Here is a 14,711-nt window from a genome sequence, read left to right as displayed (position 1 = left end):
CTTTGAACTTACGCAAATTAAGGATAAATCATTGCGATTAAGGTAAAATAGTTCTTGTTGATTTAAAGGAGATAAAATGACTAAATTACGTGGCTTTGAAGTTGTATCTAAGTATCAAGATCAAAATATTATTTTGCCTAGGCGGCAGACAATTGCGAGCGCTGGGTATGATTTTGCGGCGGCTAAAGACATGGTGATTCCCAGCATTTGGCGGCTGAATTTTGTGCGGATTTTTCGTTTAATTAGAAACGGGCACCAATTATATGAACCAGATTATGAAATGGCGGAGCAGGTTTTAAAACCATTTCTTATTCCGACTGGGGTCAAAGCTTACATGCCAGAAGACGAGTTTTTGCTGCTGGCAAACCGCTCATCGAATACTTTCAAGCGTAGCTTGAGTTTGCCTAATGGCATTGGTGTAATTGATTCTGATTATTATAATAATGAAGCTAACGAAGGCGAAATTTTTGCACAGCTCATTAATTATGGGGTTAGGCCGATTAAGATTCATAAAGGCGACCGGATTGCCCAAGGGATTTTTATGAAATACCAAAAAGCTGATGATGACCTTCCAGTTAGCCGGATTAGAGCAAACGGATTTGGTTCAACAAACAAGGAGGACTAATGGCGAAGATTAAAACTAAGTACAAATGTCATTCCTGTGGTTATATTTCTGCCAGTTATTTGGGCCGCTGTCCTAATTGCGGTGCTTGGAATCAGTTTGAAAAAGAGACTGAAACAGTCCAAGCTCGTTCCACTAAGGGCAGTCCGAGCCGGTTAATTAAGAAAACTGGGATTAATGAACCAGTTAAGATTACCGCTGTTAAGGCTGAAAAAGAAGAGCGGATCAAAACGAGCATGGATGAATTAAACCGTGTTTTAGGTGGTGGAATAGTACCAGGCTCATTGGTCTTAATCGGTGGAGATCCCGGAATCGGGAAATCAACTTTAATGTTACAAATCATGAGTGAATTGTCCGCAACCTACCGGGTTTTATACGTATCCGGTGAGGAATCTGCTAATCAGATCAAATTGCGCGCAGACCGGTTGGGTCTTAGTGGTAATGAGATGATGCTTTATCCAGAAACTGATATGGAGGATATTAGGCAACAGATTGACACCCTTAAACCCGATTTTGTCGTAATCGACTCGATTCAAACGATGAACGAGCCTAGTCTTGATTCAATGACCGGTTCGGCCTCGCAGGTACGTGAAGTGACCAGTGAATTAATGAAAATCGCGAAAATGGATGCGATTACGGTTTTTGTGATCGGGCACGTTACTAAAGAAGGTGCCATTGCGGGTCCCAAGATTCTTGAGCACATGGTTGACACGGTTCTGTATTTTGAAGGCGATGAGCATCATGCGTACCGAATTCTCCATTCGGTTAAAAATCGTTTTGGTGCTGCCAATGAAATCGGGATGTTTGAAATGGTCAATAAGGGGCTGCAAGAAGTAACCAACCCGTCAGCAATCTTTCTTGATGAGCGCTTGCCAAATTCAACCGGTTCGGCCATTGTCGTATCACTAGAAGGTACTCGCCCAATATTAGCTGAAATTCAGGCACTGGTTACACCAACAGCCTTTGGCTATGCGAAAAGAACAACTTCTGGAATTGACTTTAACCGCGCGGGCTTATTATTAGCGGTGCTAGAAAAAAGGGGCAATTTAATGCTCCAAAACCAGGATGTCTACTTAACAGCTACTGGTGGTATTCGGTTAAATGAACCGGCTGTCGACTTAGCAGTAGTAATGGCAATTGCTTCCAGCTATAAAAATGAAGAAATTTTACCGACAGATTGTTTTGTTGGTGAAGTTGGTTTAACCGGTGAGGTGCGTCGGGTCAATCAAATCGATGCCCGCATTAAAGAAGCTGCTAAAACAGGTTTTAAGCGCATTTTTATTCCTAAACACAACATGCGGGCTAGTCTGCAGAACCTTGGCATTGAAGTGATACCAGTGGCTAGCATCCCGCAGGCATTGAAATTGGTTTTAGGATAAGCAACCATTGAACTTTTATGGTTCAACCGTTAAACTTAGTTTATTGAGATTTACTTTTTGAAAGAGGCATGAATTTTGGCAAAACAAAAAATTCGGGTAAGATATGCCCCAAGTCCAACGGGACATTTGCATATCGGTAACGCGCGTACTGCATTATTTAATTATCTATTTGCGCGCCATAATAAAGGTACTTTTGTATTAAGAATTGAAGATACCGACCAAAAGCGGAACGTTGAAGGTGGTTCTGAGTCTCAGATGGATAACCTTCGCTGGCTTGGAATTGATTGGGATGAAGGTCCTGATAAGGGCGGTGACTTTGGTCCTTACCGGCAATCAGAACGTAAAGATATTTACAATAAGTACATCAAGCAATTAATTGATGAAGGTAAAGCTTATTATTCATATAAAACTGAAGAAGAGCTTGAAGAGCAACGTGAAGAGCAGCGCGCAATGGGGATTGCACCGCACTACACCTATGAATATGAGGGCCTGACAGCTGACGAAATTGCGCAAAAGCAAGAAGAAGCTAAGGCCAAGGGCTTGAAGCCAGTTGTTCGGATTCACATTCCTGAAATGGAAACTTATTCCTGGGAAGATATTGTTAAGGGCCATTTGAGTTTTGAATCAGACACGATCGGTGGCGATTTTGTTATTCAAAAACGTGATGGTATGCCAACTTATAACTTTGCAGTTGTTATTGACGATCACTTGATGGAAATTACTCACGTGCTGCGTGGGGATGACCATGTTTCCAACACGCCAAAGCAATTAGCAGTTTATGAAGCGCTTGGCTGGGAACCACCAAAATTTGGTCACATGACATTGATTATCAATTCTGAGACTGGTAAGAAGCTTTCCAAGCGTGACGAATCAGTTTTGCAATTTATTGAGCAATACCGTGATATGGGCTATTTGCCAGATGCCATGTTTAACTTTATTACCCTTCTTGGTTGGTCACCTGTGGGCGAAAATGAGATTTTTACTCAACGTGAATTGATTAAACAATTTGACCCAGCTCGGTTATCAAATTCTCCTGCTGCTTTTGACCAAAAGAAGCTTGAGTGGATTAATAACCAATACATTAAGAAGGCCGATCGTGACACCTTGCTTGATTTGGCTTTGAATAACTTGCAAGAAGCCGGGCTAGTTGAACAAGATCCAAATCCAGAAAAGATGGAATGGGTTCGGCAACTGGTAAATATTTACTCAGTGCAAATGTCATACACTAAGCAAATTGTTGATTTGGCCAAAATTTTCTTTGATGCACCGAAGAACTTGAGTGAAGAAGAAATCGATGAAATTCGCAAAGACGAAGCTAGACCTGTAATCGAAGAATTTAAGAAGCAAGTTGATCTGATTCCACGGTTTACTTCTCCCCAAATCATGAATGCTGTTCAAGCAACACGTCAAGAAACGGGCATTAAGGGTAGAAGACTGTTTATGCCAATCAGAATTGCAACCACTAGATCAATGGTTGGCCCTGGCATTGGTGAAGCAATGGAACTTTTAGGTAAGCAAAGAGTGATGCAGCACTTGGACTTAACCTTGAAGCAAATGAGCGAAAACGGCTTATAATAGAAATAAAAAGCACATCATCTCGAAACGAGGTGGTGTGTTTTTGCTTTTTAGCGGTAATTTGGCTTTGGACTGTAATTAATTGTCAGCTTGCTGGCCATAAAAGTAATTTGCCGTAGCTCCGCCATCAATTAGAAAAGTTGAGCCGGTAATAAATGCACCTTGCTGTGTCATTAACAACTCCGCTACATTCGCTACTTCATCCGCAGTTCCTGGACGTCCAGCAGGGGACTGGGCAAACATTTTTCGGTAAAAGTCGCCCCTGATGCCGTTAAATTCATCTAGAGCAAGAGGTGTTACGATGATTCCGGGAGCAATTGCATTCAGTCGTGCTCCTCTTTTAGCCCAGTTGATTGCTTCTGCCATCACTCTTTTTTCATTACACCTTTTTGCTAACTGGTATGCTTGGAGCGTATCGGCGATGTTTTCTGGTTGCAGGATTGGCAATTGCAATAATTTACTGGTTGGAGTGGTAGCGAGTTGACGATCTTGCTCAGTTGTTAAGGCGTGAAGACGGTGACCAGATTGACTAGAAATAGTAATCCCAACACCGCCTTTCGCAATAACTTTGCCCACTTCCTCAAGTAGGACCGCTGTGCCGTACAAGTCAACTTTTAAAATATCTTCGGTCTTGGCCTGACTTGGTGATAATCCGGCACCATTAACTAAAGCTTTTATTTCACCAAAGGTCGTAGCAAGTTTAATGGTTTCTTTGATTGAATCTCGTGATGCTAAATCCATTTCGCTTGCTTTAGCATTAAAGCCGGCTTCTGTTAAAGTCTGTTCGAACTTTTGGGCATGTTCTAAGTTCTTGTCACCAACAATAATTTGATAATCAGCCCCTAATCTTCGTGCAATCGCAAGACTGATTTGCCCTGCACCAACAACTAGCATTACTTGTTTTTCCATCTTAACTCCTTCAAATATTCACTGCGTAGCATGTGAAGTGCTACTGTTAGTTTAAGATCTTTAATAATTTGATTATTTTTCATTTTATGACTTATACCATACTCGAAGGCAAGAACCATTTGTCTAATTTAGCAAAAAATAGGTTGGTAAAAGGAGGAGGGCCATCATCAAATTTGTGTGCAGTGCGCCACTTTATGGTTACCACGTGTTTTTTGAAGGTAAAAAAGCCAAGCTGGACAGGCACAATCCGCTATTTTCTCATAGTCCATGCTAGAATATGCGTCACTTTCTGTTAAAATGAAGATAAATGTTTTTTAGAAAGGCAAGCTGGCCATCGTGAAAATTTATAATACTCTGACCAAAACAAAAGAAGAATTTCAGCCGATTCGCCCTGGACAAATTACGATGTATGTCTGTGGCCCCACTGTCTACAACTACATTCATATTGGGAACGCCCGTAGTGCCATTGCATTTGACACTATCAGACGCTATTTTGAATTTCGGGGTTATCACGTTAACTTTGTTTCTAACTTTACCGATGTGGACGACAAGATGATTAATGAAGCACGGCGCGAAAAGACCACGGTGCCTGAATTAGCAGAGCGGTACATTAAAGCTTATCAAGAAGATACTGCAGCCTTAAATATTGAGCCAGCAACCAAAAATCCGCGTGCCACTCATGAAATAACGGCAATTATCAATTTTATTAAGCAACTGATTGCTCAAGGTTATGCCTATGAGGCCGATGGGGATGTTTATTATCATGCTAAAAAATTTGCGCATTACGGTGAATTAAGCAGTCAGAATATCGCTGAACTGGAAGAGGGTGCCTCCGAGCACATCAACGAAGAGGAACAAAAAAGAAAGCAGGATCCAATCGATTTTGCATTATGGAAAAAGCAGAAGCAGCCAGATGAAATTGCGTGGAATTCGCCTTGGGGCAAAGGCCGCCCTGGTTGGCACATTGAGTGTTCCGTGATGGCTACAAAGTACTTAGGCGAGACAATCGATATTCATGGCGGTGGGCAAGATTTAGAATTTCCGCACCATGAAAATGAAATCGCACAAAGTGAAGCCGCAACTGGCAAAAAATTTGTTCATTATTGGATGCATAATGGGTTTGTAACTGTTGGCGCAGAAGCAGAAAAAATGTCGAAATCGCTGCATAATTTTGTGACGGTGCATGATTTGCTGAAAACAGTTGACCCGCAAGTTCTGCGCTTCTTGATGGCTAGCGTGCAATATCGCCGTCAAATCAATTATTCTAAGGAAAACCTGCAGCAAGCCGAAATTATTTTGCAACGCTTCAAAAACACACTGAATAACTTGGAATACCGACTTAGCGATCAGACGAGCAGTGTTCAGGCAGCTGCTTTAGAAGAAGCAATTAAGAAAACGAAAATGGCATTCATCACGGCTATGGATGACGATTTTAACGTGCAAAATGCGCTAGCTGCAATTTATGATTTATTGCCAGTTGTTAATGCTAATATTGCTGCGGAAAATGCTGATAAAGAGGCTTTAAAAGAAGTAAAACAATTGCTGCATGATTGGCTGGCAGTTTTTGGTATTGAAACGACACAGTTAACCGCAACAACTGCTGCTGAAGATGAAGATGAGATTGCCGCGTTGATTAAAGAACGCGAACAAGCGCGGAAAAATAAGGATTGGGCTAAAAGCGACCAATTGCGTGCGCAATTAAAAGAAATGGGAATTACAGTGGAGGACACCCCACAAGGAACAAGGTGGATACGTGAATAAAGTAAAGAAGTTAGTCGAAAGTGCTGTGAATCCGGATACGTTAAATGGCCAAACACTGGCTTATTTAGGGGATGCAGTTTATGAAATTGCAATCCGCCAGCACCTAATTAAAGGTGGAATTGTTAAACCGCAGGTTTTACAACGGCAGGCAACGCACTATGTTTCTGCGAAAGCTCAGGCGGCATTAATTACAAAACTGCAAGATGAAAATTTACTTAGTAGCGATGAAATTGCCACGTTTAAGCGAGGACGCAATTCGAAAACGTATACTAAAGCCAAAAATACCAGTTTAGCCACATACCAATTGTCCACTGGTTTTGAAGCAGTTTGGGGCTACTTGGAATTATTGAATAAAACGGACCGCATTACCGAATTGAATGCATGGTGCATTAAGACAGTAGAGGAAGGTGGCATTGATCAGTATGACTTCAAATGATAAAGATTTTGTTTTTGGTAAGCATGCGGGGCTTGATTTTCTCAAAACGCAAGACGCTGACCGCATTAATAAGGTGTTTTTACAGCAGGGAGTCCAGGAAAGTTTTGCTAATGAAGTATTTGGGTTAGCGAAAAAGAAGGGCATTATTGTCCAAACAGTCCCTAAAAATAAACTTGATCGGTTGGTTCAAGGCGGCAATCACCAAGGTTTGGTTCTAACTGTTGCTAGCTTTGAATACGCCGCTTTGGATGATTTGCTTGCTCAATTCGATCGTGACGAAAAAGAGCCGTTTCTGTTAATGCTCGATTCAATTGAAGATCCGCATAATTTGGGCTCAATTTTACGGACAGCCGACGCTACCGGAGTTGACGCTATCATCATTCCTAAACGGCATGCGACCGGGTTAACTTCGGTTGTAGCTAAGACTTCAACTGGGGCAATTGATCACGTGCCAGTTGCTCGCGTTAATAACTTGGTTCAGACAAGTCAAATGCTAAAAAAACATGGTTATTGGCTTTTTGGAACAGATATGAAGGGAACGGATTATCGTCGGTGGGACAGTAACGGTAAGACCGTGCTTGTCATCGGAAATGAGGGTAAAGGAATTTCGCGTCTGCTTAAAGAACAGATGGATCAAATGTTAACTTTGCCAATGGTCGGTCACGTCCAGTCGCTCAATGCCAGTGTCGCAACCGGTGTGCTGCTCTACCAGATGCTCAATAGTCGTAATCCACTTAATTAATTAAAAAACATTCTACTGAGATAGTAGAATGTTTTTTTGCTTATTTTCACTTAGCAAGTGACAGAATGATTTTTTTGCAATACGCCTTTTCGACATTTCAACTTGCTCGTGCGAAATAAACATAGGTTCTGTCAAGTTTATGACCATTTTTTTCTATTCTTGAACCTGGGCATAACTAAATGCTCTGAAAATAGAATCAAAATGAAGGTTGAGCAAGTAAAATGAGACAGGAAGCAATTTTAATTAGAAAAATCAAAGCGGGAGACCAAGATGCATTACCAGAACTCTACAATTTATATCGCCCATTAATAAACCATGTTAAGCAGCAATATTATGTTCGTTATTATGATGAACAAGATTGGAACCAGGAAGCCTTGATTGTGTGTCACGAAGCAGCACTAAAATATCAAGAAGGAAAAGGGACATTCGGCAGTTATTATAAAGTTCGTCTGCTTAACCGTATTCGTTCTGTCTTACGTTATCACATGGCATATCGTAGACGAGCTTCGACACAAGCAATTTCACTGGAAACGGCAATTACCAATGGGCTGAAGCCTGTCCGCCGTCCAGCAGTTTTAGTTTCTTGTGTGCCATTATCTGAAAGCGTAGAGGAAGCCATTAGTAATCTCTCGTTGTTAGAAATATGGACTTTATTAATTATTCTTGGCGTTTATCGGCAAGAAGAGGTAATCAATTATCTAAAAGTAAGTCAGCTTACCTTAGTTCGGGCGCGTTCGCGCTTGATTAGAAAAATGCGCGCAAGCCTATTAAAATAATATTTTAATAGCTATGGCTTTGGAAATAGGATATAATCTTTAATGTAGAATAATTTTAGGAGGTAGATTAAGATGGCAGAAGAAATAAAGACTGCATTGTTAGATCGTCACATGAAAGAAGTTTTTGACTGGAGTGATTCAGATATTCCAGTTAGAGATGCCCTTTGGGACTACTTCATGGAAAAGAATGGTAGAGATACCATGAAGACGGAAGAAGAAATGCTTCCGTTTCTCGATTATTCTGACGATAAAATCGAATCCTTCGTAAATGAAAATCTTAAGAAGTAAATCCGACTATACAATGTTCTACGACCAGTGGTCACGCTTTGTTTGACCACTTAAAAGCAGTTGTCCGATGATGGGCAACTGTTTTTGTTTAATTGCATTAAAAGCAGATATCTTGACTAAATGGCTAGTTAATTATTTAATTTTATTTTGTACTTAATTGCGTACATTACCTTTTTTTGTTAAAATACAATAGTTTGGAAGTGAGATTATGGCAGTGAAAAAAGCATCATTAGCCTGCAGCATTTGCGGCTCGCGTAACTACTCAATCACCGCAAGCAAGAATCGCACCCAGCGGCTTGAATTAAAGAAATTCTGTAAGCATTGCGGTAAAATGACGGTGCATAAGGAAACGAGGTAAAGATTAATGATTAAGTTTTTTAAGAGTGTAGGACATGAAATGCGGTTAGTCACTTGGCCAAGTGCTAAGCAAAACCGTCATGATACAGGCATTGTAATTACTACCTCTGTCTTATTCGCTTTATTCCTTGGATTACTGGACTACTTGTTCAGTATTTTGACGCAGATGTTTATGTAAATAGCAATGATTTTCTATTCGTGATATAATGAAGTTAATTAAGAAGAACCTCTTACTTGGAGGTTTTTTTGTTTGCCAAATTTAAAAGGAGAATTTATGTAATGGTTGAAACAACTAAAAAGCAATGGTTTGTACTTCACACTTATTCAGGCTATGAAGACAAGGTTAAATCTGACCTCTTATCTCGTGCTCAAAGCATGGGGATGCAAGATTACATTTTTCGGGTAATGGTTCCTGAACAAGAGAAAATCGAGAAAGTTAACGACAAGAAAAAAGAAGTCGAAGAAAAAATCTTTCCTGGTTACGTTTTAGTTGAAATGGTTATGACCGATGAAAGCTGGTTTGTTGTTCGTAATACACCTAATGTAACTGGCTTTGTTGGTTCACATGGTGGTGGTTCCAAGCCTTCGCCGCTATTAGATGAAGAAGTTAACCGCTTATTGCGTCAACAAGGTGAGCCAGCTAAACGGCCACAAATTGACTATGAAGTTGGTGAAACTGTGACAATTATTGACGGCGCCTTTAATGGTGTTGAAGGTAAAATCACGGAAATTCAACCAGATAAGTATAAGTTGTTTGTTTCTGTTGATATGTTTGGTCGGGCAACCACTACAGAACTTGATTACGATCAAGTAAAGAAAATTAGCTAAAATTTCGTCGGATATTGCAAATCTAATTAATCGATGGTACCATATTAAGGTACTTTTATTATTGTGGGAGGAAAAGTAGGTAACTTTTCCATTCTAACCACGCACGGAATCAAGGAGGTTTTGACCGTGGCAAAAAAAGTTATTAACGTTGTCAAATTACAAATACCAGCTGGTGCTGCAACACCCGCACCTCCAGTTGGTCCTGCTTTGGGTCAAGCAGGTATTAACATTGTTGGTTTTACTAAGGACTTCAATGCTAGAACTGCTGACCAAAAAGGCATGATTATTCCTGTAGTCATTACAGTTTACGAAGATCGTTCATTCGAATTCGTTACTAAGACTCCACCAGCTCCAGTACTTCTGAAGCAAGCTGCTAAAATTGACAAGGCTTCTGGTGAACCTAATACCAAGAAAGTTGGTAAGGTAACCAAGGATCAAGTTAAGGAAATCGCTGAAACTAAGATGAAGGACCTTAACGCTGCTGATGTCGAAGCTGCTATGCGGATGATCGAAGGTACTGCTAGAAGCATGGGTATCGAAGTCGAAGACTAATCCTGTTATTTATAACAATTTAGGTGGGAGAGCCATTGGCTCGCTTGACCACATATTAAGGAGGAAATCACATGCCAAAGCATGGTAAAAAATATGTAGAAGCTGCTAAAAAAGTAGATTCAAAGAAATTATATTCAGTTGCTGAAGCAATGAAGCTTGTTAAAGAAACTTCATATGCTGGCTTTGACGCATCAGTTGAAGTTTCTTACAACTTGAGCGTTGATCCTAAGCAAGCTGACCAACAAATCCGTGGCTCAATTGTTTTGCCAAACGGTACTGGTAAGACCCAAAAGGTTATTGTCTTTGCTGAAGGTGCACAAGCTGAAGAAGCTAAGGCTGCCGGTGCTGACGAAGTTGGTTCAGACGAATTAGTTGAAAAAGTTCAAAATGGTTACTTAGACTTTGACGTTGTTGTTGCAACACCAACAATGATGGCTAAAGTTGGTCGTTTGGGTCGTGTATTAGGACCTAAAGGTTTGATGCCAAACCCTAAGACTGGTACTGTTACAATGGACATTGAAAAGGCCGTTAAGAATGTTAAGGCTGGTCAGGTTGAATACCGTGTTGACCGTCAAGCTGCTATTCATGCTGCTATCGGTAAGGTTTCATTTACTGATGAACAATTAATTGAAAACTTTGATGCACTTCGTGACGTTATTTTACGTGCACGTCCATCAGCAGCTAAGGGTCAATACATTAAGAGTGTTGCAGTTGCTGCAACCTTTGGCCCAGGGATCAAGCTTGATCCATTAAACTTGGACTAATAAATAACAATTAAAGAGCAACTCTGCCGTTTAGGCGAGTTGCTTTTTTTATCGACTTTTTGATGTTTATTATTTATCAATTGCAAAAGATTTGTTAAACTAAAGCATAATCCAATTGTCTAATTGAGGGAATTATCATGCGTAAAAATAATGTGGGCAAATTGCTGGCAATCCTTTTGTTTGTGCCGCTTTTTTTAGTTGGTTGCAGTCAAAACCGCCAAAAAATCACAATCGTAGGCTCAAGTGCTTTGCAGCCGTTAATTGAGCAAGCTGGCAATGACTATCATTTAGCCCATCTTGACAGTAATATTGTTGTCCAAGGTGGTGGCTCTGGTACCGGACTTAGTCAAGTACAAGCGGGAGCCGTCCAGGTTGGTACGTCGGATGTTTTTGCTGAAACGCAAAAGGGAATCGACGAAAAGAAACTGAAGGACTATCAAGTTGCAATCGTTGGGATTGTACCTATTGCTAATAAGGGTGTAGGGGTTAAAAATTTAACCAACCAGCAATTAGCAGATATCTTTACCGGTAAGATTAAAAACTGGCGCCAGGTTGGCGGTAAAAATCTGCCAATCATTGTCATCAACCGTTCTCGTGGTAGTGGTACTAGAACTACCTTTGAAGATTTGATTTTAAAGGGCAAGGATGCCATTAATTCACAAGAACAGGATTCTAACGGTACGGTTAAGAAAATCGTCAATTCGACGCCGGGAACCATCTCTTATATTTCCTTCCCGTATGCTAATGATGAAAACATTCAAAAAATTAGCATTAACCATGTACAGCCAGTTAATAAGAACATTCCTACTAACAAATGGCCATTATGGTCGTATGAGCATATGTACACTAAAGGAGAGCCTAACAAAGCAACGGCTGCCTTTATTAAATATGTATTGAGCAAAAAGGTCCAAAAAGATTTGGTTCCAAAGATTGGCTATCTTAGTATTCATGAAATGAAAGTTTATCGTGATAGTCAAAATAAAATTACGAAATTAGGTAATTAATATGGCTAAAAAAGAACAAGATTTGCAAGAGGTTGTTGAACAAGCGATTGCTCAGCAAAAAGTTCCTCATGTTAAGATTAAGGGCATTAATCCCCGTAATATCGATATTGCGCGTTTGACTAAGCCGTCCAAAGAAACTAGGCAGGAGCGCTGGGGCAAAGGCTTGACCGCTTTGGCAATCGTCTTAATCGGAGTCTTGATTGTGGCAATTATCGGCTTTGTTGGAATGCATGGTCTTGCCACTTTCTTTACAGATAAAGTAAATATCTTCCACTTTTTATTTTCTTCGGATTGGAATCCTAGTGCCGGTCCTGAGCACGTGGGTGCGGCAGCAATGATTGTTACTTCATTTGCAGTAACTTTACTGGCAGCAATAATTGCGACGCCTTTTGCAATTGCCGTTGCTTTATTTATGACAGAATATGAATCTGGTAAAAAGGCTAACTTTCTTCAGTCCGTAATGGAATTACTAGTTGGAATTCCATCAGTTGTTTATGGTTTCTTGGGATTAACCGTGGTCGTACCAGCTATTCGGACAATTTTTGGTGGAACTGGATTTGGTATTTTAACGGCAACATTAATCTTATTCGTAATGGTTTTACCAACGATTACGTCATTAACTGTTGATGCCTTTAAGGCAGTGCCAAAAGAATTGCGCAAATCATCCGCTGCACTTGGTGCAACCCAATGGCAAACCATTTTTCACGTTGTTTTAAGGGCTGCTCGCGCACGAATTATGACAGCGATTATTTTTGGAATGGCACGGGCCTTCGGTGAAGCTTTAGCAGTTCAAATGGCAATCGGAAATGCCGTGTTAATGCCATATAACCTGGTCAGCCCAGCTGCCACTTTAACCAGTCAGCTGACTAGTCAAATGGGTAATACCGTTATGGGCACTTTACCTAATAATGCTTTGTGGTCACTGGCATTGCTGCTTTTGATTATGTCGTTAGTGTTCAACTTTTTAGTACACTTAATTGGAAAGAAGAGTTAGTGGCATTATGAATTCAAAAAGAAATGATCGGATTGCTACTTGTGTAATTTACTTTTTAGTAGGCATCGTAATCTTACTTTTGGCCGGTATTATCGGAAATATTTTAATTTCTGGTGTTCCGCACCTATCGTGGCACTTTTTAACTTCCGTTTCTTCATCGTTTGAAGCAGGCGGTGGGATTAGAGACCAATTATTTAATTCACTATATTTGTTATTGCTGACGCTAATAATTTCTCTTCCCATTGCTTTGGGGGCAGCAATTTACCTGGCCGAATATGCAGCTGATAACTGGTTAACGCAACTAATCAGAACAACAATTGAAATCTTGAGCTCACTGCCTTCAATTGTTGTTGGGTTATTTGGTTATTTACTGTTTGTAGTTCAATTTGGCTTAGGCTTTTCAATTATTGCTGGTGCCTTGGCACTAACTTTTTTCAATTTACCTATTTTAACTAGCAACATTGAAGAAGCCATAAAAGGTGTGCCACAAACGCAGCGCGAAGCTGGCTGGGCACTGGGGTTGTCTAATTGGAAAACAATTCGTGGAGTTGTTCTACCTGCTGCTCTTCCAGGGATTATTACTGGTGTAATTCTTAGTGCTGGTCGTGTCTTCGGTGAAGCGGCTGCCCTAATTTATACGGCAGGTCAAAGTGGTTCAACGGTTGATTATTCTAATTGGAATATGTTCAGTCCAACCAGTTTTTTAAACGTAATGCGTCCTGCTGAAACTCTGGCTGTTCATATTTGGAAGGTTAATACGGAAGGAATTATTCCCGACGTTAATGTTGTTTCAGCCGCCACTTCGGCTTTGCTCGTAATTGTTGTAATTATTTTTAATTTTGGCGCACGGGCTCTTGGTAATTGGCTCTATAATCGGTTAACAGCCGCTAAAATTAAATAAGGGAATTTTTTATGGAAAATTGGCAAACGCAAAAGACTTACATTAAGACTTTTCCTGAAGAAGATTGTGCCGTGTACACAGAGGACTTAAGTGTCTTTTATGGTGGTACAATTCAAAAGTTGTTTGATGTTAGTCTTGGATTTAAGAAAAATACCATTACTGCTTTAATTGGTGCCTCGGGCTCTGGTAAATCAACATTTTTACGTTCTCTGAACCGGATGAATGATCGGGTTGCTCGGGTAGACGGTAAGATTATGTTTCATGATCTTGATGTTAACCAGAAAAAGATTAATGTTTATGAATTACGTAAGGCAATCGGGATGGTTTTCCAAAAACCAAATCCATTCCCGAAATCAATTCGGGAGAATATTGTTTACGCTTTAAAAGCAAATGGCCAACAGGACAAGCAGAAGTTAGACCAGATAGTTGAAGAAAGTTTGCGGGCTGCTGCTTTATGGGACGAAGTTAAAGACAAATTGGATAAAAGTGCCTTAGCTTTGTCAGGCGGACAGCAGCAGCGACTTTGTATCGCACGTGCAATTGCGTTAAAACCAGAAATTTTGCTTTTAGATGAGCCAGCAAGTGCGCTTGATCCGGTCTCAACTGCTAAGCTTGAAGATACGTTAAAGCAGTTGCGGAAAAAATACACAATGGTGATGGTTACGCATAATATGCAGCAAGCTTCTAGAATTAGTGAGTATACCGCGTTTTTCCATTTGGGACATGCACTGGAATACGATACGACTACTAACATTTTCACTAATCCGCAAGGCGAGATCACTGAGAAGTATATTCAGGGTAGTTTTGGCTAAAGGAGCGGTAA

The 14,711-nt window shown here is 40.4% G+C and carries 18 protein-coding genes; 17 read left to right on the top strand and 1 reads right to left on the bottom strand.

What is annotated here, in order from left to right:
• Positions 1-76: 76 nt before the first annotated feature.
• From GYM71_RS07505 to gltX, 3 genes are all read left to right on the top strand, one after another.
• Positions 77-625 (top strand): dCTP deaminase/dUTPase family protein, encoded by a 549-nt coding sequence (locus tag GYM71_RS07505; RefSeq protein WP_220220007.1) that lies wholly within the window; start codon positions 77-79, stop codon positions 623-625.
• Complete coding sequence (gene radA / locus GYM71_RS07500; RefSeq protein WP_220220006.1) at positions 625-2,001, top strand: DNA repair protein RadA; 1,377 nt, start codon at positions 625-627, stop codon at positions 1,999-2,001. Before GYM71_RS07505 ends, radA begins: the two co-directional genes overlap by 1 nt.
• A gap of 75 nt (positions 2,002-2,076) precedes the next feature.
• Positions 2,077-3,576, top strand: a complete 1,500-nt coding sequence (gltX, locus tag GYM71_RS07495) for a glutamate--tRNA ligase (protein WP_103752441.1) — start codon at positions 2,077-2,079, stop codon at positions 3,574-3,576.
• Between the two features lie 78 nt (positions 3,577-3,654).
• Here the strand turns inward: gltX and GYM71_RS07490 are convergent, their stop codons facing one another.
• Complete coding sequence (locus GYM71_RS07490) at positions 3,655-4,485, bottom strand: SDR family oxidoreductase (protein ID WP_220220005.1); 831 nt, start codon at positions 4,483-4,485, stop codon at positions 3,655-3,657.
• Between the two features lie 336 nt (positions 4,486-4,821).
• Between GYM71_RS07490 and cysS the strand changes: the two genes are divergently transcribed.
• The 14 genes from cysS to pstB all read left to right on the top strand — a co-directional run bounded on the left by cysS (position 4,822) and on the right by pstB (position 14,700).
• Positions 4,822-6,246, top strand: coding sequence for a cysteine--tRNA ligase (cysS, locus tag GYM71_RS07485; RefSeq protein WP_220220004.1), 1,425 nt, complete (start codon positions 4,822-4,824; stop codon positions 6,244-6,246).
• Positions 6,239-6,682, top strand: a complete 444-nt coding sequence (locus tag GYM71_RS07480; protein ID WP_220220003.1) for a Mini-ribonuclease 3 — start codon at positions 6,239-6,241, stop codon at positions 6,680-6,682. Before cysS ends, GYM71_RS07480 begins: the two co-directional genes overlap by 8 nt.
• The gene (gene rlmB / locus GYM71_RS07475) at positions 6,669-7,424 is read left to right on the top strand and encodes a 23S rRNA (guanosine(2251)-2'-O)-methyltransferase RlmB (protein ID WP_220220002.1); all 756 of its coding nucleotides are present in this window, start codon (positions 6,669-6,671) and stop codon (positions 7,422-7,424) included. The genes GYM71_RS07480 and rlmB overlap by 14 nt, the downstream gene beginning before the upstream one ends.
• Before the next feature lie 221 nt (positions 7,425-7,645).
• Complete coding sequence (locus tag GYM71_RS07470) at positions 7,646-8,200, top strand: RNA polymerase sigma factor (RefSeq protein ID WP_220220001.1); 555 nt, start codon at positions 7,646-7,648, stop codon at positions 8,198-8,200.
• Between the two features lie 72 nt (positions 8,201-8,272).
• A complete protein-coding gene (locus GYM71_RS07465; RefSeq protein WP_103752447.1) occupies positions 8,273-8,488 on the top strand; it encodes a P8 family protein in 216 nt (71 codons plus the stop codon).
• Between the two features lie 208 nt (positions 8,489-8,696).
• Positions 8,697-8,846 carry a 50S ribosomal protein L33 gene (gene rpmG / locus GYM71_RS07460; protein ID WP_103752448.1) on the top strand — a complete coding sequence of 50 codons (150 nt, stop codon included), beginning with the start codon at positions 8,697-8,699 and terminating at the stop codon, positions 8,844-8,846.
• A gap of 6 nt (positions 8,847-8,852) precedes the next feature.
• Complete coding sequence (gene secE / locus GYM71_RS07455) at positions 8,853-9,023, top strand: preprotein translocase subunit SecE (protein WP_103752449.1); 171 nt, start codon at positions 8,853-8,855, stop codon at positions 9,021-9,023.
• A 101-nt stretch (positions 9,024-9,124) separates the two neighbouring features.
• A complete protein-coding gene (nusG, locus tag GYM71_RS07450) occupies positions 9,125-9,673 on the top strand; it encodes a transcription termination/antitermination protein NusG (RefSeq protein ID WP_103752450.1) in 549 nt (182 codons plus the stop codon).
• A 126-nt stretch (positions 9,674-9,799) separates the two neighbouring features.
• Positions 9,800-10,225, top strand: a complete 426-nt coding sequence (gene rplK / locus GYM71_RS07445; protein ID WP_034980336.1) for a 50S ribosomal protein L11 — start codon at positions 9,800-9,802, stop codon at positions 10,223-10,225.
• A gap of 71 nt (positions 10,226-10,296) precedes the next feature.
• Positions 10,297-10,989, top strand: a complete 693-nt coding sequence (gene rplA, locus GYM71_RS07440; protein ID WP_103752451.1) for a 50S ribosomal protein L1 — start codon at positions 10,297-10,299, stop codon at positions 10,987-10,989.
• 137 nt (positions 10,990-11,126) lie between these two features.
• The gene (locus GYM71_RS07435) at positions 11,127-11,993 is read left to right on the top strand and encodes a phosphate ABC transporter substrate-binding protein (protein WP_103752452.1); all 867 of its coding nucleotides are present in this window, start codon (positions 11,127-11,129) and stop codon (positions 11,991-11,993) included.
• A gap of 1 nt (position 11,994) precedes the next feature.
• Positions 11,995-12,987: a phosphate ABC transporter permease subunit PstC gene (gene pstC, locus GYM71_RS07430; RefSeq protein ID WP_103752453.1), complete on the top strand. Its 993-nt coding sequence runs from the start codon at positions 11,995-11,997 to the stop codon at positions 12,985-12,987.
• 7 nt (positions 12,988-12,994) lie between these two features.
• Positions 12,995-13,888 carry a phosphate ABC transporter permease PstA gene (gene pstA / locus GYM71_RS07425; protein ID WP_103752454.1) on the top strand — a complete coding sequence of 298 codons (894 nt, stop codon included), beginning with the start codon at positions 12,995-12,997 and terminating at the stop codon, positions 13,886-13,888.
• 11 nt (positions 13,889-13,899) lie between these two features.
• A complete protein-coding gene (gene pstB / locus GYM71_RS07420) occupies positions 13,900-14,700 on the top strand; it encodes a phosphate ABC transporter ATP-binding protein PstB (protein ID WP_103752455.1) in 801 nt (266 codons plus the stop codon).
• Positions 14,701-14,711 lie beyond the last annotated feature (11 nt).

This window comes from Lactobacillus panisapium (assembly GCF_019469265.1).
Lineage (GTDB): Bacteria > Bacillota > Bacilli > Lactobacillales > Lactobacillaceae > Lactobacillus > Lactobacillus panisapium.
The sequence above is the reverse complement of the archived record's forward strand: the minus strand, read 5'-3'. Positions and strand labels throughout refer to the sequence as shown.

Coding starts and splice junctions, on each gene's coding strand:
- GYM71_RS07505 (WP_220220007.1), top strand. CDS start 77: ATGACTAAATTACGTGGCTTTGAAGTTGTATCTAAGTATCAAGATCAA.
- radA (WP_220220006.1), top strand. CDS start 625: ATGGCGAAGATTAAAACTAAGTACAAATGTCATTCCTGTGGTTATATT.
- GYM71_RS07490 (WP_220220005.1), bottom strand. CDS start 4,485: ATGGAAAAACAAGTAATGCTAGTTGTTGGTGCAGGGCAAATCAGTCTT.
- rlmB (WP_220220002.1), top strand. CDS start 6,669: ATGACTTCAAATGATAAAGATTTTGTTTTTGGTAAGCATGCGGGGCTT.
- GYM71_RS07470 (WP_220220001.1), top strand. CDS start 7,646: ATGAGACAGGAAGCAATTTTAATTAGAAAAATCAAAGCGGGAGACCAA.
- GYM71_RS07465 (WP_103752447.1), top strand. CDS start 8,273: ATGGCAGAAGAAATAAAGACTGCATTGTTAGATCGTCACATGAAAGAA.
- rpmG (WP_103752448.1), top strand. CDS start 8,697: ATGGCAGTGAAAAAAGCATCATTAGCCTGCAGCATTTGCGGCTCGCGT.
- secE (WP_103752449.1), top strand. CDS start 8,853: ATGATTAAGTTTTTTAAGAGTGTAGGACATGAAATGCGGTTAGTCACT.
- nusG (WP_103752450.1), top strand. CDS start 9,125: ATGGTTGAAACAACTAAAAAGCAATGGTTTGTACTTCACACTTATTCA.
- rplA (WP_103752451.1), top strand. CDS start 10,297: ATGCCAAAGCATGGTAAAAAATATGTAGAAGCTGCTAAAAAAGTAGAT.
- GYM71_RS07435 (WP_103752452.1), top strand. CDS start 11,127: ATGCGTAAAAATAATGTGGGCAAATTGCTGGCAATCCTTTTGTTTGTG.
- pstC (WP_103752453.1), top strand. CDS start 11,995: ATGGCTAAAAAAGAACAAGATTTGCAAGAGGTTGTTGAACAAGCGATT.
- pstA (WP_103752454.1), top strand. CDS start 12,995: ATGAATTCAAAAAGAAATGATCGGATTGCTACTTGTGTAATTTACTTT.
- pstB (WP_103752455.1), top strand. CDS start 13,900: ATGGAAAATTGGCAAACGCAAAAGACTTACATTAAGACTTTTCCTGAA.